This is a genomic window from Plesiocystis pacifica SIR-1 (genome assembly GCF_000170895.1).
GTDB lineage: Bacteria > Myxococcota_A > Polyangia > Nannocystales > Nannocystaceae > Plesiocystis > Plesiocystis pacifica.
The window spans coordinates 1-16,329 of sequence record NZ_ABCS01000155.1; the positions used below are offsets into that span (position 1 = coordinate 1).

A 16,329-nucleotide genomic window follows, 5' to 3' on the forward strand; every position below is an offset into this window, starting at 1 on the left:
CCCAGGCGAGGGGGGCGAGGGCGTCCGCCGGCGCGCCGAGCTGGAGCAGCGCGGAGCCGAGGGCCTGGGCGTGGCGCGGCTCGTCGGGGCTGTCGCGCCGGGCGAAGTCCCGACCCGCGCGCGGCAGCCCCAGGACCCCGCAGATCAGCGCGGCGCAGTAGGCCGCGGGCGTGCCCGCCGTCCCGGGCAGGCGGGCGCGTCGGGTGATCGCGGCCCCGTGTCGAGTCCACAGCTCGAGGGCGCCGGCGAGCTGGCCCTCGGCGAGGGCCTCGATGACGCTCGCCTCGGGGGGAGCGCGGTCCTCCGCCGCTCCGTTCACCAACGCGTCGGCGCTCGCGGTCACGGCGTGGACCCAGGCCCGGGCCTGCCCCGTGGCGAGGCGCCGACGCAAGGCGGCGCGCATGGCCTCGCGGGCGCGCGGGGGCACGGCGTTGGACTCGAGCCCCGGGCCCTCGCGGACGTCCACGCGCACGGCAGCTCGAACGCGGCGAAGGGCGAGCTCGAGGTGCGTGCCGTCGCGGAGGGTGTAGTGGAGCTGGACCTCGCGGGCGCAGGCGTGGGCCGCCGAGGGCACGAGGCCGCGGGGCCAGGCGAGCATCCACGCCGGCAGGGGCACGCGCACGCGGGCGCCCGAGGTCGCGGTGGGGATGGGCTCTAAGGGCACGTCGTCGAAATCCAGGGGAGAACCTGGGCAGCTTAGCAGCGCGCGGGAGCCTTTCACTGCGCGGAGGGCCGAGCTGGCGCACAAAAACTCGTCGGGCGTACGCGTGAATCACGCTACACTCGTGCTTCCGCGCCTGCGTGGCGCGAGCCTTGCCATGTTGCTCGATCTGCATTCCCGTCATCTCTCCCTGCTCACGGCCCTGGGCCTGTCTGCGAGCCTCGGCGCGGCCCCTGGTTGCTCGGGTCGCACCGTCGCCGAAGACGACGCTGCGGATGACGCAGACACCGAAGCGGGCGATGACGCGGACACCGATACCGATACGGAGCCCGACACGAGCGAGGACGAGGGCACCGAGCCCTACGCATGCGCCGATCCCGAGCCCATCGTCCAGACGGGGACGCAGGAGCCGAGCGGCTTCGTCCGGTGCGCGGACGGCTTCATCCACCGGGCCGAGGCCGTGCCCGCCCTCGACCCCGCCGGTGAGGACGCGTGCTACTCGGGCCAGGGCGATTGCGCGACCGGGGCCGACTGCACCGACAAGGCCCACGGGCGCTGCATCGAGGAGCCCTTCAGCGGCCTGTGCGAGTGCTCCTACGGCTGCGAGACCGATGCCGACTGCGACGCGGGGAGGATCTGCGCGCCTGCGGGCGTGGCCGGTCGGTCGACCTGCATCGAGAGCTTCAACTGCACCACCGACGGCGAGTGCGGCGAGGGCCTGTGCGGGCTGAGCGAGTACGAGGGCTGTTGCGGCAACAGCTTCACGGTGTCCTGCGCCGAGCCCAACGCGGCCTGCCACAGCGACGACGACTGCCCCGTCGACGACTCCTGCGAGCTGCAGTGTGCCGCTCACGGGGCGAGCCCCGACGGGGAGTGGAGCTGCTCCTCGCCGGGGTGGTGCGACTGCGCGTGCGGCCGGCCCTACTTCGTGGAGGGCGAGGCACGGGTTGCGAGGGCCGAGCGGCGCCGGGACTGGGCGGGGTCGATCCGGACCCCGCGAGCGCCGAGCGCTGCGGCGATCCGCGAGGCCCTCGCGGCGCACTGGACCGAGGTCGCCCTGTTCGAGCACGCCTCCGTCGCTTCCTTCGCCCGCTTCGCCAACCAGCTGCTGGCCCTCGGCGCGCCTCCGCGGCTCATCCAGGACACGCTGCGAGCCATGGCCGACGAGGTCGAGCACGCGCGCTCGACCTTCGCCCTGGCCTCGGCCTACGCCGGGGAGCCCGTGGGCCCGGGCAGCCTCGCGCTCGCGCAGCCGGGCAGCGAGGAGCTGCCGGCGATCCTCGACGGGCTCGTGATGGAGGCCTGCGTGGGCGAGACCCTGGCCGCCCTCGAGGCTCGGCAGGCGGCCCTCGAGGTCGAGGACGCCGCGCTCGCGGAGGTGCTCGGGACCATCGCCGAGGACGAGTGGCGCCACGCCGAGCTCGGCTGGCGGGCGCTCGGGTGGCTGCTCGAGCGCAACCCGCGGCTGCGGGGTCGGGCCCTGGCGACCTTCGACGGGGTGCTCTCGGGGATGCTCTCGGGCATGGGCGCGGGGGCAACCGTCGACGAGGGGACGCTCAGCCTGCGCGAGACCGGGGTGCTCTCGGAGCGAGCGCGGCGAGAGCTGCACCGCGCCGCGATCGCTCAGGTGATCCGGCCCTGCGTCGACGCCCTGCGACAGACGAGCGAGCGCTCGGTCGTTTGCTAGCGACGGCGCTCGCGGAGCTCGGCGCTCAGCTCGAGCACGCCCTGCTCGAGGCCTTGGACGACCGCGCCGAGATCTTCGAGGAGCTCGACGGCGTCGGGGTGCTGGCGCTCGAGTCGGGCCTGGGCCGAGCTGAACAGCGCGCCCAGGCGCCCCGCCGCGAGGCCGAACTCGTCGGCAGCGAGGGAGCGGCGAGGCCCGCGGCCGCGCTGCTCGAGGGCCCGAGCCCGGCGCAGCGCCTGGTTGCCCGCGTCGACGCTCTCGAGGAGCTGGTGGATGCGCGGCGCCAGGCTCGCCGTTTCCGGGTCGGCGCCCAACCTGGCCCGCACGAAGGCCTGCTGCTCTGCGAAGCTGTCGTACGAGTCACGCGGGCGAGGCACGGCCATCACTGGTTGTCCTGACCCGGGTGAGGGGGGATTGCAAGACCCTTTTTGGTCGAAGGGACAGCTTCCCAATGTGGACATGGGCACATGGTGCTCGTTTTCGTTTCACCCAGGTGTTCTCTTGGTCACTTCTGGGACAGACGAGGCAAAATGGGACCTCGGTCGCCCGGCTGTACTCCGTTTCGAGTCGATCTCATGTCGAGCGACTCAGAACCGACCCTGGATCCCCACGCTGCCTCCCTGGGGAGTGGCGCTGAAGGTCGGCTGGACCTGGAAGGCCTCCTCGCTCGCGCGCCAGCGCCGGTTCTTGCTGGCGCCGAGGCCGATCAGCGCAGCGCCGGTCACGGCCGAGCCGGCGCTGACGTAGGCCATCACCGCGCCTGGACCCAGGGGCGAGACCTCGCCGCCCCAGCTGCCCTCGAAGGCCATGACGTAGGCCGCCGCCGTGCCTCCGATCGCGCCGAGCACGAGGGCCGTGGAGCCGCCGACGAGCAGGCCGTGGCCCTGGGACAGGCCGGGTCCGTGCTCGGCCGCGTGGGCCCGGTAGCGCCGGTGACGTCGCGCTCCGATGACGAGGGCGGTCGTGCCGACGGCGGCGCCGAGGGTGGCGAAGCTCGCCGGGACGGCCCACTCGCGCGCCGAGGCCTGGGGGTTGGTGGCCGCCATGGTGCCGACGATGGTCGCCGAGGCCCCGAGGGCGACGCTGCCTCCGACGATGGAGCCGACGCCGTCCTTGGGCGTCGGCGGGCGCAGGGGCTCGAGGTCGAAGCCGAGCTCGGGGGCCGGCGGGCGAAGGACGACGTCCGATTCCGTATCTGCGCCGCTGTCTGGCGCTTCGGGGGCCATCGCCGGGGCCAAGGTGGCGGGCTCCGGAGCGGCCGCGCGGGCGAGCGAGGGCGCCGCCATCACGGCGCCCGCAGCCACGGCGAGGGTGAGGGAGGAGCGGAGCTGGGTGGCCTTCGAGGTCCGGTCGCGTCGGGTCACACCGGGGCAGAGTCGAGGGCCGCGAGGAGGGATCACGAAGGGGCTCAAAAAGTCCGCGAGGCGCGTTGGCTGTTGCGTCTCGCAGCGCGCTTCGAGAGCGCCCCGCGGGGGCGGGCGTCATGGTCCCCAGCCGCCAGCGGTCCACACCGACATGTCTTCGCCGAAGGTATCCCGAACCAGCAAGTCCGCGCGGCCGTCGTTGTCGAAGTCCGCCGAGCCCACCACGGTGCCGTGGAGCTCGTAGTGGTAGACCTGCTCGGTCTGGAGGGTCAGCTCCGGGGTCACGAACAGCACGCTGACGAGCTGCCGGAGCCAGTCCTGGTCGAGCACGTAGGCGACCTGGCCATCCTCGAGGTCGAGCGGGAAGACCATGTACTCCATGTCGACCACCGAGTAGTCGAGGGCCAGGGGCGCCTCATAGCCGCCGGCGCCGTCGTTGAGCGACACGCTCATGCCGTCCTCGTGGTTGAGCTGGGCGATGAAGTCGAGGTCGCCGTCGCCGTCGAAGTCGTGGAGCCGCGCGGGCATGCCGATCAGGCTGTGGTCCGGGTCCATGACCAGCTGGGTCTGGGTGTAGGGGTTGATGGGCTCGCCGCGGAGGTGGACGCCGAGCTGGATGGGGTTGAGGTCGCCGTCGCACTTGCCGACGGTCATCAGGTCCTCGAAGCCGTCGGGGTGGAGGTCGAGGTCGCCGACCAGGAACTCGTCGATGTGGCAAGACGGCGGGGCGATGGGCAGCCAGGGGTCGAAGCCCCCGAACCAGGACAGCAGCACGGTCCCGCCGCCGTTTTGGGTGCGCACGATCAGGTCGTCCTCGTCGTCGCCGTTGACGTCGAAGGCCACGACGCTCCAGCCAATGTCGCCGTCGCCGGGGGAGGTCACGGCTTGGGGCGGGCCGAGCTCGAAGGGCCCCTCGCTCATGAGCACGTAGACCTTGTCGGCGCCGGATTGTCCGTCGTAGAAGACCAGGTCGTCGATGCCGTCGCCGTCGAAGTCGCCAGGGGCCACGGCGGTGACCGGGAGGTTGAAGTCTCGGCTGCCCGAGATGACGAACTCGCCGTTGCCGAGGTTCTCGACCAGGTCGACCCCGTTGCCGCGGTAGTTGATGATGTCGAGGTCGCCGTCGCCGTCGAAGTCGCCGAAGTGCGGGTAGATGTGGCTCAGGTTGACCTGGGACTGGAAGCGCTCCAGGCCCCAGGACGAGAGGGCGGCGTCGATGGGATCGGTGTCGTTCCCGTCGTCGGTGGTCTGGGTCTCGCTCTCGCTCTCCTCGGCGGACTCGGCGGTGGGCAGGCCCTCGCTGGACTCGGCGGTGGGCAGGCCCTCGCTGGACTCCGCGGACTCGGCCGTGATGTCGCCGGTCTCGCAGCTCTCGAGGGGCGGGTCGCCCTCGTCGTCGCAGCCCTCGCTGGACGACTCGGCGGTGGGCAGGCCCTCGTCCGCGTCGGCCTCGCCGAGGGTGTCGCCCTCGTCCTGGCCGCCTTCGAGGTTGCCAGGGAGCTTGACGACGCAGGCGGACAGGGTCAGCAGGGCGATGGGCGCGAGGAGCTTGGGTGAGTGGGTCATCGCTCCGTGCATGTCCGGGTCGGCGGCGCTTCGTGATCACCAGCAAGCGTGATCGAGGCGAGCCAGGAGGGCGTCGCGTTCCTGGCCCGCGTCGAGCTGGATCGGGAGCGCTTCGTAGACGCGGCGAGCCTCGGGGCCCTGGTTCAGGCGGCAGCGGGCGGCGATCAGCGTGGACGCCCGCGCGCCGGCCAGGCCTGCGCGGCGGGCCTCGGCAGGGGACAAGCTCGCTAGGGTGCGCAGCGTCGCCTCGGGCTCTCCCGCGACGAGCTGGGCTCGGGCTTGGCGGAAGCGCTCGTGGGCGTCGACGGAGGCTGGCCGCTCCCGCTCGGCGGGGCGGGCTTCGTCGGGCGCGGGCGCGGGCGCCTCGACGGGAGCGGGTGCCGGCGGCTCGACGGTGACTTCGCGCGGGGGAGGGGGGCGCCTCGCCTGGGCCGCGAGGGCGCCCCGCTGTCGATCGATGCGCGCCCGCTCCCGCTCGGTCGCGGCTTCGGCCTGGGCCTCGGTCTCGAGGGTCACGCCGGTGAGCAGCCCCAGGCCGACGAGCAAGAGCCCCAGGGAGGCCGCGCCGAGCTTGGCCGCGAAGGTCGTCAGGCCCAGGGCCGGCAGGGTCCCGACGAGGGCGGCGCTGGTCGACAGCGGCAGACCCAGCGCGGGCCACAGCGCGGCCTGGGTCCGCGCCGGCGCGTCGGGACTGGGCGCGAGCGAGCGCAGGGGGGCGGTGCGCTTGCCGATGGCTCCGCGCGGCAGCTCGAAGTGGTCGCAAAAAGCCTTGCGCGCGGCGCGGAGCCGGGAGCTGGCCGTGTTCGCGTTGACGCCCAGGGCCGCGGCCAGCTCTCGCCCCGTGAAGCCCTCGAGCTCGACGAGGACGAAGGCGGCCCGCTTGTCGGGGTCGAGCCCGGCGAGGAAGTCTTCGAGCATGCGCCGGGCGAGCAGGGCCTCGTCGAGGGGCTGGCCTCCGCGCTCGGTGGCTTCGTTGGACTGGGCGGCGTGGGCGAGGGCGGCGTGCTTGCGCTCGCGTCGGCCGTGGCCCCGGGCGTGGTTGCGGGCCACGTTGCGGACGATCCCAAACAGCCAGGTCGTCGGGGCGCAGGCCTCGGGCTGGTAGCTGCCGAAGCGGCGGTAGGCGACGGTGAAGGTCTCTTGCAGCAGGTCCTCGACGTCCGACTCGGAGCGCCCCGCGAGGAGGTGCCGAGCGCTGCGCCACACGAAGGCGTAGTGCTCGCGATAGAAGGCCTCGAAGTCGGCGACGCGGCGCCGTCGGAGGCGACGCAGCTGCGAGTCGGCGATGCTGTCGTGGCGGGCGTTCACGGGCTCCGATGGTGTGGATGTCCGATCTTCGGTGGGGTCGTCACTGGGGCCGTGATTTTTTCTCGGGCTGACTCGAAAGCCCGAGAAAACGCAGTTCAATGCCACCCAGGGCCCGCGCTGTCCCCGCGGGGACCACGTAGCTCGCGCTCGGATCGGCGAGCACGAAGCGCGGCCGCAGCAAGTTGGCGCCCGCGCTCAGATCGGCGAACAGGCCCACGCGCCGGCTCAGCGCGACGGCGAGCCCGAGGCTCAGCTCGCCGCGGACCCACGGCTGGGGGACCACGCTCGCCCCGCTCGTCGTGGCCACGGGCTGGGCGCGGAGCTGGCCGGCCGAGAGCGCGGCGCAGGTCCGCAGATCGAGCTGGCCGCGGGCGCTGGGCCTCCCCCAGTGGGCGACCCAGCAGGGCGAGAGGCCGAGCTCCCAGGCGATCAGATCGGCCCCGCGCGCCCCCGAGTCGTCGCGGAAGCGGCCCGCCAGGGCGACGCCGCCGACGGCCAAGACCCGCGCGCCGACCAGCGGCCGGTCCGAGTCGCGCAGGTCCAGGCCCACGCGCGCGTCGACGACGGGGCCGACGTTGGGGAAGGTGCCCAGGCTCGCGCCGCTCGCCAGCGCCAGGACGAGGCTCGGCGGATCCCAGTCGACGGGGGCCCGCCGGGCGCGGCGTCTGGGCAGGTCGAAGGGCCCCGGGGAGGCGGCGCGCCGGGGAGGCGCCCAGGGCTCGGCTGCGGGCTCGGGCGTTGGCGCGCTCCGGGGTCGCTGCACGGTCACGGGCCGCTGCACCGGCGGGGCCGCTTCGGTCGGCGGGCTCGCCCGGGGCGGCGGAGGCGGGAGCTCGAAGCCGACCCCCGGATCGGCGAGGGGGTCGATGACCACCGCGACCAGGCTCGCGGCGAGCTCGGCGAGCTGCCGACAGTCGTGGTGGCGCAGCCGGTGGCGCTGGCCGCCCACCTCCAGCGCCAGGGCGAAGGCCCCCCGCGCCTCGACCACGCGCGCGTCCACGGGCCAGCGCGCGTCGGCCTCGGCGAGGGGCCGGCCGAGGTAGGCCTGGACCCGCCCCTCGAACTCGGCGCGCGACGGGCAAGTGTCCGCCACCGCCCAGTCCACGTCGAGCACCGCGGGCTCGGGCGCCAGCGGGCTCAGGCTCGAGAGGGTAGAGAGGAAGACGCCGAGCATGGGCGAGCGTGGCGTGAAGCATGACACGCCCTCGCCCGCCGGGCCCGCGGTCGCGGGGGGCCTTCGAGCCCCCACGATGACAGCCTGGCCATGCCCCCTTCAGGGGGCAAGCACATGCGCTCGCGGAGGCACGAACACCATTGAGGACGGGCCTCAGCGAAGGAGCGGGAGCGACGGAGCGCCCCCGGTCCCGAGCGCTCGTGGGGTTAAGTGGTAATCAGCCCGCGGCGCTCGAGGGAACGCATCAGCCGATCGACCTCAGCCTCGATGTCGAGCTCGTCGCCGTCGATCATGATGTCCGGGTCGTCCGGCGGCTCGTAGGCGTAGCTGGCCTCCTCGGGGTCGCGCCCGAGGGCCTCGAGGCGGCTGCGGCAGGTCGGCAGCTCGGCGTCGAAGAAGGCCTCGACGAACTCGAAGCGGTCGGCCAGGCGCTCCCGGGCGCGGTCGCGATCGCTGCGCGCCGGGGAGGTGAACGCGACGATGACGATCATGCCCGCGTCGGCGGCGAGCTCGGCCGCGTCGATGACGAAGTCGAGGGCCTTGCCCTGGGCCTGGCGCTCGATCTTGGTGATGCGCCGGGGGTCGAACACGTAGGCCTGGTGGCCGGCGTCGAACAGCCGGCGCTCGAGGGCCCGCGCGACGACGATCTTGCCCGTGCCCGAGCGCCCCGTCATCCACAGCACGGCGGGCTTTTGGTTCGAGCGCGCGGCCCGCTCCTCGGCGGTCAGGGCCGCGGCCACGGCCCGGCCGTCGTCTTGGTAGTCCTCGCCGTGGCTGCGGATCATGCCCGCGGCGATGGTCACGTTGCTGACCCGGTCGATGATCACGAAGGAGCCGGCGGTCTTGTCGGCCTCGTACTCGTCGAGGATCAGCGGGCGGTTGAGGCTCAAGGTCACGTCGCCGACGTCGTTGAGGCTGAGGGTGTCGGCGTCGACGGGCTCGAGGCTGTCCATGTCCAGGCGGTGGTGGACCGCGGTGATCGTGCCCGAGACCAGGGTGGTCATGTGCTTGATCAGGTATTGGCGGTTGGGCTCGAGCGGGATGTCGTGCATCCACACCAGCGTGGCCGTGAGCCGGCGGCTGACGTGGAGCTGGTTGTCCACGCGGGTCAGCACGTCGCCGCGGCTGATGTCGATCTCGTCGGCGAGGGTCAGGGTGACCGACATCGGGGCGAAGGCCTCGGGCAGGTCGCCGTCCCAGGCGACCACGCGCTCGACCTTGGTGGTCTTGCCCGAGGGCAGGACCTTGACGGCGTCGCCGGGGCGGACCGAGCCGGCGGCGAGGGTGCCCGCGTAGCCGCGGAAGTTCAGGTCCGGGCGGCTGACGAGCTGGACCGGGAAGATCAGCCGGTCCTCGTCGCCGGTGGTCGGGACCGGCATGGTCTCGAGGTGCTCGAGCAGGGGCTTGCCGCCCTTGCCGTCGGCTCCGCCGGATTCCGCGAACCACGGCGTGCGCGTGGACGCCTGGACCACGTTGTCGCCCTCGAGGGCGCTGACCGGGAAGAACTCGACCTTGTCGAAGCCGAGCTTGGCGGTGAAGGCCCGGAACTCGTCGACGATGGCCTGGTAGGCGCCCTGGTCGAAGTCGACCAGGTCCATCTTGTTGACCGCGACGAGCAGGTGGGGGATGCCGATGAGGTTGGCGATGGTCGCGTGGCGGCGGCTTTGCTGGAGCACGCCCAGGCGCGCGTCGATGAGGATGATCGCGGCGTCGGCCGTCGACGCCCCGGTGGCCATGTTGCGCGTGTACTGCACGTGGCCGGGGGTGTCGGCGATGATGAACTTGCGCTTTTTGGTCGCGAAGTAGCGGTAGGCGACGTCGATGGTGATGCCCTGCTCGCGCTCGGCGACCAGGCCGTCGGTCAGGTTGGCGAAGTTGATGCTCGCCTCGCCCTCGCCGTCGGTGCTGGTGACCGCGGCGAGCTGGTCCTCGAACACGCCGCCGGTCTCGTAGAGCAGCCGGCCGATGAGCGTGGACTTGCCGTCGTCGACGGAGCCGATGGTCACGAAGCGCAGCAGCGAGCGGCGCTCGTAGTCGGCGAGGAACTCGAGCATCTCGGCGTCGGCCTCGGCCGGCGGCGGGATGGTCTCGACCAGGGAGCTGACGGGGCGATCGGCGTCGGCGGGGGCCTTGGCCGGGAAGGGGTAGCTGCGATGATCGACGGCCATCAGAAGTAGCCCTCCCGCTTCTTCTTCTCCATGGAGGCTTCCTCGTCGCGGTCGATGACTCGGCCGGAGCGCTCGCTGGTCTTGGTGGTCAACATCTCGTGGATGATCTGGGGCACGGTGGTGGCTTCAGACCGGACGGCGCCGGTCAGGGGGTAGCAGCCGAGGGTCCTAAAGCGGACCATCTCCCGCTTCGGCTCCTCGCCAGGCTCGAGGCGCATGCGCTCGTCGTCGACCATGATCAGCGTGCCGTCGCGCTCGACGACGGGGCGGACCTTGGCGTAGTACAGCGGCACGATCGGGATGCGCTCGAGGTGGATGTACTGCCACACGTCGAGCTCGGTCCAGTTGGACAGGGGGAACACGCGGATCGACTCGCCCTTTTTGTGGCGGCCGTTGTAGAGCCGCCACAGCTCCGGGCGCTGGTTCTTGGGGTCCCAGGCGTGCTTGCGGTCGCGGAAGGAGTAGACCCGCTCCTTGGCCCGCGAGCGCTCCTCGTCCCGGCGCGCGCCGCCGAAGGCCGCGTCGAAGGCGTGCTCGGTCAGGGCCTGCTTGAGCCCGTCGGTCTTCATGATGTCGGTGTACGAGCCGCCGTGGTCGAAGGGGTTGATGCCCCGACGCACGCCGTCGTGGTTGATGTGCTCGATGAGCTCCAGGCCGGTCTCGCGACACAGCTTGTCGCGGAAGGCGATCATCTCCTTGAACTTCCACGTCGTGTTGACGTGCATCAAAGGGAAGGGCAGCTTGCCCGGCCAGAAGGCTTTTCGGGCCAGGCGGAGCATCACCGCGGAGTCTTTGCCGATCGAGTAGAGCATCACCGGGTTCTGAAACTCGGCCACCACCTCGCGGATGATGAAGATGCTCTCGGCCTCGAGCTGGCGCAGGTGCGTGAGTCGTCGGGCGTCCATGGGGGTGGCGGACTGTACCCGCTGCGTGGGCGGGAGGAAAGCTGGCCCGTTGTTTGTTGGGTTGATGTCCGTTTATTTTAGATCGCTGGTAGTCGCAGTCCTGGGCAGCTTCGTACCCGGTGCGAGGATTGGGGGAGAGATTATCTTAGGTAATCAGCTGTTGATTCTGAGAGCGGTGCCACAAACGTGTCATGATGCGGGCCCATGTCGCGGCGAGCCTCCTGCGCGGGCGAAGCGTGCTTCGAGCATGTCGCGCGCACCTGGATCGGAGCGAGGGCGGCGGCGTTCGGCCTCGTCCTCGCGCTGGGCGGGGCGTGCCGCGGGGAGGCTCCCGGCGAGGTCCCCAGGGCGCAGGGCGAAGACGGCCACGCCGAGCTGGACACCCCGAGTGGGGAGGGCGCGGCGAGGGCTGCCGCGCCCGAGGGCGCCGCGATCGAGTCGATCTCCGACGACCTGGTGATCCAGGCGCTGGTCGCCGAGGCCGAAGCCAACAGCGAGGTCGGGGCCCTGGCCCGGCACCTCGCCGTCGACATCGGCCCGCGGCTGACGGGATCGGGCGCCCTGGTCGACGCCGAAGAGTGGGCCGTGGACACCCTCGCAAGCTGGGGCCTCGAGGCCGAGCGCGAGCGCTGGGGCGAGCTCGCCGTGGGCTTCGACCGCGGCCCCGCCTCGGGCAGCGTGGTCCGGCCGCGGGAGCCCCTGGCCGGGCTCGAGGGCGCGGAGCTGGCCTTCGTGACCGACGCGTGGAGCCCGGGGACCAAGGGCCCGGTGCGCGGTCGAGCCGTGCGCATGCCGACCACCGACGCCGAGCTGCGCAGCCGCAAGCCCTACCTGCGCGGGGCCTGGGTGCTGGTCGGCCACGACCCCGAGCGCGGCGGGCCGGCGTGGCCGCGGGGGGAGCTCGGCGGGCGGATGCTGCGGAGCGTCGAGCAGGGCACCATCGCCGGCTTCGTCGTGGCCGCGGGCGGCCCAAACGACACCTTGCTGCACACCCACGGCGACCACGACGTCGAGTGGGGCGCGCTGCCCAAGGGGGTGACGGTCCGCCTGCGCGGCGATCAGCACGCGGCCCTGAGCGCGGCCGTGGACGCCGGGGACTACGTCGAGCTCGAGTTCGACGTCGACAACCACTTCATCAAGGGGCCGCTGGCCCAGCACAACGTGGTCGCGACCCTGGCCGGCGACCCGGACAGCGGGCGCGCGAACCAGCGGGTGATCATCGGCGGCCACCTCGACTCCTGGGACGGGGCGAGCGGGGCCATCGACAACGCCACGGGGGTCGCCACGGCCATGGAGGCCGCGCGCCTGATCAGCCGGGCGTGCGCGGCCACGGGCCAGCGACCGGCGCGGAGCATCCAGGTCATGCTGTGGACGGGCGAGGAGCAGGGCCTGCTCGGGTCCCGGGCCTGGGTCGAGCAGCACCCCGAGGCGCTGCGCGACATCTCGGCCGTGCTCGTCCACGACGGCGGCACCAACTACCTCTCGGGCATCCCGGTGACCCCGGAGATGCGCGCCCAGATGGACGCCGTGTTCGCCCCGGTGCTCGCCCTCGAGCGCCGCCGGGCGCTGGTCGAGGGCGAGGCGGGCGAGGCCATGCCCTTTGGCGTGCGCACCGTGGAGTCGTTGATCGTCGAGCCCAGCGACTCCGCGCCCTTCATCCACGCCGACGTGCCCGCCTTTTATTGGGACCAGGCCGGGCGCTCGAGCTACGCCCGCTACCACCACACCCAGCACGATCACTTCGACGCGATCATCGATCGTTACCAGCGTCGCTCGGCCCTGGTCGTGGCGATCGCGGCGTGGGGCCTGGCCAACGCCGAGGGCATGGTCGAGCGCGCGAACGCGGGGCCGATCCCGCGGCGGCAGCTGGGGGTGCTGCTCGAGGACATGGTGGTCACCGAGGTGCTCGCGGACAGCGTGGCGGGGGAGGCGGGCCTCGAGGTCGGGGCGCGCATCGTCGCCGTCGAGGGCGAGGCGGTGACCACCGTCGAGGCCCTCGTCGCCGCCGTCGGGGTCGGCGAGGCCCGCAAGACCCTGACCGTCGAGGGCGAGGGGGGCTCGGTGGAGCTGCGCGTGGACTGGTCTCAGACCGAGGGGGAGCGCGAGCGCGCGCGCCGTCGCGAGGAGCGAGCGCGACGCTTTGGCGGGGACGGAGACAGGGATGAGTGAACGACTACGCTTGTTTGTGGCCGCGGCGCCCGGGCTCGAGGAGCTGCTCTTGGAAGAGGTCGAGGCGCTGGGCATCGAGGAGGCCCGCGCCGTGCCGGGCGGGGTCAGCTGCTTCGGCGACTTCGCCGACGTCTACCGCTTGAACCTCGGGTGCGGCCTGGGCCTGCGCGTGCTGATCCGCGTCGGCGAGTTCTTCGTCCGCGACTTTCGCAAGCTCGAGCGCGTCGCCCGGGACATCGAGTGGGAGCGCTGGCTGGACTGGGGCATGGGCGTCCGGGTGCGCGCGCACGCCAAGCGCTCGCGCCTCTACCACACGGGCGGCATCGCCGAGCGCGTCGAGCGGGGGATCTTCGCCCGCAGCCGGGGCGAGGCCGTGTTCTGCGTCGACGGCGAGGCCGAGGGCCCCGGCGGGGGCGACCACGGCCCGTCTGGCTTCGAGCCGGTCCTGGTTCAGGTCCGCATCATTCGTGATCGCTGCACGATCAGCATCGACACCACGGGGAGCCTGCTGCCCAAGCGAGGCTGGCGTCCCGAAGGCGCGAAGGCTCCCCTGCGCGAGGACCTCGCGTGCGCGCTCTTGAAGGTCTCGAGCTGGCGCCCCGGCGTCGCCCTGGTCGACCCCATGGTCGGCTCGGGCACGCTGCTCATCGAGGCCGCGACCCGGTCGCGGGGTTGGCCAGCCAACCACGCGCGTCGCTTCGGCTTCGTGGGGGCCCCCTATTACGACTCGCGGCGCTTCGAGGCCGAGCGGCGCGCGCTGAGTGCGGGCGAGGACCCAGTCGCGGGGGCCTTCGTGGGCTTTGATCGGGACGCTGGCGCGATCGAGATCGCCCGCCGCAACGCCGCTCGAGCCCAGCTCGGGGACGCCCTCGAGCTCGCGCAGGGCTCGATCGGGAGCCTCGATGGGAGCGCCGTCGCCACGGCCGTGGGCGGGGCGGAGTCGGTATTGATCGTTGCCAATCCGCCGTGGGGACGGCGGGTCGGCGATCCTTCGCGATTGCGCAATCTCTATGCCAGCTTGGGGCAGTTTGCCGCACGCCTGAACGACGCCCTCGACGGCCGCGAGCTGGGCCTGGCCATGGTCACGCCCGAGCCAAAGCTCGCGCACGCGACCGGCCTCGCGCTCGAGCGACGGGCGACGGTCAAGATGGGCAGCGTCGAGGTCGGGCTGTGGGTCTGTGACGCCCTCGGTTCGGGTCGGCGCGCATAGTGCGACGACCTCGCCTGGCGCTCTCGACGGCTCGGGAGCTGGCGTGCTAGGGTTCCGATGGCCGTGGGGCGCCGATGACCAAAACGATTCCTCCTGTCGGAAAATTCCCAGTGCGGTTTTACCTGCAGGGGTCGCAGAAGGACCGGGTCTACATGGACCAGTCCCATCTCCCGATCTGTTTCCTCTGTTACACGGGGCACATGTCGGAGCACCTGTTCCGCCAGGCCTTCACCTTCCGCAAGCGCCTGACCAGCTACCTGCACCTTCGCGACACGGGGCTGGTCTCGATTTCGAACCTCGATAACGCGAAGGTGCCGAAACCGACTGTTCGGAGTGTGGTCGCGGAATTGAGCGCCGACGACATCAACGAAAAGGGTTTGATCGCGAACATTACCGTGGTCCGGAGCCCGATCTTCCGCGGCGCGATGACGGCCATCAACTGGCTGCTCGACGACTCCGAGATGCCCTTCCTGATCTCGCCGAACTACGCCGACGCGATCGTCAAGGCCAACGACATCTACGCCAAGAAGGAGCTCGCTCCCCCGCAGATCGACGCGGAGGCCTACAGCTTCCCGGACTTCGAGGCCTTCGAATCCGTGAAGGTTCGCTACTGAGTGAAGCGGCCTGGAGCGGGCGACACATGAGCACGAGCGCGCCGCGAACCGGCGCGCTCGTTTGTGTTTCGGCGCCTCGATGATCAGGGGGATCAGGGCACCAAGTCCCGAGCCGGGACGGGGGTGAAGTGATCGCCGGTGGTGTAGACGAGCTCGACGTCCTCGCCGAGGGCGGACCAGCGCTGCACGAGGTGGCGGGAGCTGAGGAAGTCGTGCTCGGCGCAGAAGGCCCGGATGGGCGGGAGCGCGTCTCGTTCCTCCCGTGAGGCGTAGGCGCGCAGGTCGTGGGTGTAGCGCGCGGCGGTGATCAGGTTGCGCTTGACCCGGGCGAAGTTCATCTCGCCGGCGGAGTCGGGGCGCCCGGCGAGGTGCATCAGCTGGGTCAAGAAGGCGTCCCCGGCGTGGTGGGTGTGGCTCTGGAAGCTCTCGTGGGGCGGGGCGCTGTTGATCGCGACCAGGCTCTGGATCCCGCCGCCGAGGCGGCGCGCGAGCTCGAAGGCGACGATGGCCCCGAAGCCGTGGCCGGCGAGGATCAGCGAGCCGAGGGCGCCCTGGGGCTGGGCGAGCTCGGCCGCGAGCAGGGCGACGCCGTTCTCGAGGGCCTGGCCCCCCAGATCGAGGCCTTCGAGGGCGAGCACGGCCACGTCGGGGTCGAGGGCCTCGACCTCGGACACGGGGCAGGGGGTGTCGAACAGCCCGGGGAGCAGCACGAGGATCCGCGCGGCTCCGCCGACGGCGTGGGCCCGGCGTCGCCAGGTCCAGCTCCAGTTCGGCTTGCGCCGGGCCATGTGCAGCTCCACCGATGAGCCCCGGCGCGGGCGCGTGCGCATGGTCCAGCGATCCATGGGCACGGCCTCGAAGGGTCCGCGCTGGCGCGGGCGACCCTCGAGGGTGTCGAGGACCAGGGCCTGGACGTGCTCGCGGTGGCTCTCGATGAAGTAGTGGTGGCCGTCCTCGAGCAGGTGCAGCTCGCAGTGGCCGCGGGTCAGCTCGGCCCAGCGAGGCATGGGCTGCGGCGCCGCGAACCAGTCGTGCAGCCCCGTGAGCACGGTCAGCGGGGCGGAGATGGGCGAGAGCAGGTGATCCTGGGCGCTGTAGTGGGCGGCGAATTCGAAGTCGCCGCGCACGGCCGGGAGCACGAGGGTGCGCAGCTCGGGGTCGTCGACCAGGGCCTGGGTGCCGGTGAAGCCGATGGCCAGCAGGGTCCCGAGCACGGTCTCGTCGGAGTGGTCGAACACCGCCGTCGAGGGGAAGTAGTGGTCGGGCGGGGGCGCGGCGCTGGCGAAGGCGTGCTCGAGCACGAAGCCGTGCTCGTGCTCGAGGACCGCGGCGACCTCGACCATGAACATCGCCCCGAGGCAGTGGCCGAGGCACGCGGTCGGCCGCGGCGGGAGGGCGAGGATGGCCTCGACGATGGGCGCGACGTAGTCCTCGATGGCCATCGGGATGGCCTCGCCCGTGCGCGCGCCTCGGCCCGGGAGGTGGACCACGTGCAGCTCGCAG

At 72.2% G+C, this 16,329-nt stretch carries 13 protein-coding genes; 4 read left to right on the top strand and 9 right to left on the bottom strand.

From position 1 onward, the window contains the following. On the bottom strand, positions 1–664 hold a 664-nt coding region (locus PPSIR1_RS39055), incomplete at its 3' end, for a hypothetical protein (RefSeq protein ID WP_006976825.1). 154 nt (positions 665–818) lie between these two features. Here PPSIR1_RS39055 and PPSIR1_RS45155 point away from each other — a divergent pair. Continuing rightward, on the top strand, positions 819–2,348 hold the full coding sequence (locus PPSIR1_RS45155; protein WP_006976826.1) for a ferritin-like domain-containing protein: 1,530 nt from the start codon (positions 819–821) through the stop codon (positions 2,346–2,348). Here PPSIR1_RS45155 and PPSIR1_RS39065 read toward each other — a convergent pair. From PPSIR1_RS39065 to cysD, 7 genes are all read right to left on the bottom strand, one after another. After that, positions 2,345–2,725, bottom strand: coding sequence for a hypothetical protein (locus PPSIR1_RS39065; RefSeq protein ID WP_157596442.1), 381 nt, complete (start codon positions 2,723–2,725; stop codon positions 2,345–2,347). The two genes, PPSIR1_RS45155 and PPSIR1_RS39065, sit on opposite strands and share 4 nt — an antisense overlap. Before the next feature lie 210 nt (positions 2,726–2,935). Further along, positions 2,936–3,712 carry a hypothetical protein gene (locus tag PPSIR1_RS39070; RefSeq protein WP_006976828.1) on the bottom strand — a complete coding sequence of 259 codons (777 nt, stop codon included), beginning with the start codon at positions 3,710–3,712 and terminating at the stop codon, positions 2,936–2,938. A 117-nt stretch (positions 3,713–3,829) separates the two neighbouring features. Then, positions 3,830–5,278, bottom strand: a complete 1,449-nt coding sequence (locus tag PPSIR1_RS39075; RefSeq protein WP_157596443.1) for an FG-GAP-like repeat-containing protein — start codon at positions 5,276–5,278, stop codon at positions 3,830–3,832. A 36-nt stretch (positions 5,279–5,314) separates the two neighbouring features. Continuing rightward, complete coding sequence (locus tag PPSIR1_RS45160; protein WP_006976830.1) at positions 5,315–6,586, bottom strand: sigma-70 family RNA polymerase sigma factor; 1,272 nt, start codon at positions 6,584–6,586, stop codon at positions 5,315–5,317. 40 nt (positions 6,587–6,626) lie between these two features. Further along, complete coding sequence (locus tag PPSIR1_RS39085) at positions 6,627–7,760, bottom strand: hypothetical protein (protein ID WP_006976831.1); 1,134 nt, start codon at positions 7,758–7,760, stop codon at positions 6,627–6,629. Between the two features lie 206 nt (positions 7,761–7,966). Further along, positions 7,967–9,928 carry a bifunctional sulfate adenylyltransferase subunit 1/adenylylsulfate kinase gene (locus PPSIR1_RS39090; RefSeq protein ID WP_006976832.1) on the bottom strand — a complete coding sequence of 654 codons (1,962 nt, stop codon included), beginning with the start codon at positions 9,926–9,928 and terminating at the stop codon, positions 7,967–7,969. Further along, positions 9,928–10,899, bottom strand: a complete 972-nt coding sequence (cysD, locus tag PPSIR1_RS39095) for a sulfate adenylyltransferase subunit CysD (protein ID WP_269744750.1) — start codon at positions 10,897–10,899, stop codon at positions 9,928–9,930. Before cysD ends, PPSIR1_RS39090 begins: the two co-directional genes overlap by 1 nt. Before the next feature lie 138 nt (positions 10,900–11,037). Here cysD and PPSIR1_RS39100 point away from each other — a divergent pair, with 138 nt between their 5' ends. From PPSIR1_RS39100 to PPSIR1_RS39110, 3 genes are all read left to right on the top strand, one after another. Further along, entirely contained in the window at positions 11,038–13,002 is a 1,965-nt protein-coding gene (locus PPSIR1_RS39100; RefSeq protein ID WP_006976834.1) for a M20/M25/M40 family metallo-hydrolase, read from the top strand. Positions 13,003–13,018: 16 nt separating this feature from the next. Then, a complete protein-coding gene (locus PPSIR1_RS39105) occupies positions 13,019–14,212 on the top strand; it encodes a THUMP domain-containing class I SAM-dependent RNA methyltransferase (RefSeq protein WP_045117639.1) in 1,194 nt (397 codons plus the stop codon). A gap of 200 nt (positions 14,213–14,412) precedes the next feature. Beyond that, positions 14,413–14,826 carry a type 1 periplasmic-binding domain-containing protein gene (locus PPSIR1_RS39110; RefSeq protein ID WP_006976836.1) on the top strand — a complete coding sequence of 138 codons (414 nt, stop codon included), beginning with the start codon at positions 14,413–14,415 and terminating at the stop codon, positions 14,824–14,826. A 92-nt stretch (positions 14,827–14,918) separates the two neighbouring features. Here PPSIR1_RS39110 and PPSIR1_RS39115 read toward each other — a convergent pair. After that, the coding region (locus tag PPSIR1_RS39115; RefSeq protein WP_006976837.1) for a thioesterase domain-containing protein at positions 14,919–16,329 on the bottom strand (1,411 nt) is incomplete at its 5' end.

Bases quoted from the DNA above. Each gene is read 5' to 3' on its own strand.
- PPSIR1_RS45155 (WP_006976826.1), top strand. From the start codon at position 819: ATGTTGCTCGATCTGCATTCCCGTCATCTCTCCCTGCTCACGGCCCTG.
- PPSIR1_RS39100 (WP_006976834.1), top strand. From the start codon at position 11,038: ATGTCGCGGCGAGCCTCCTGCGCGGGCGAAGCGTGCTTCGAGCATGTC.
- PPSIR1_RS39090 (WP_006976832.1), bottom strand. From the start codon at position 9,928: ATGGCCGTCGATCATCGCAGCTACCCCTTCCCGGCCAAGGCCCCCGCC.
- PPSIR1_RS39075 (WP_157596443.1), bottom strand. From the start codon at position 5,278: ATGACCCACTCACCCAAGCTCCTCGCGCCCATCGCCCTGCTGACCCTG.
- PPSIR1_RS39085 (WP_006976831.1), bottom strand. From the start codon at position 7,760: ATGCTCGGCGTCTTCCTCTCTACCCTCTCGAGCCTGAGCCCGCTGGCG.
- PPSIR1_RS39110 (WP_006976836.1), top strand. From the start codon at position 14,413: ATGTCGGAGCACCTGTTCCGCCAGGCCTTCACCTTCCGCAAGCGCCTG.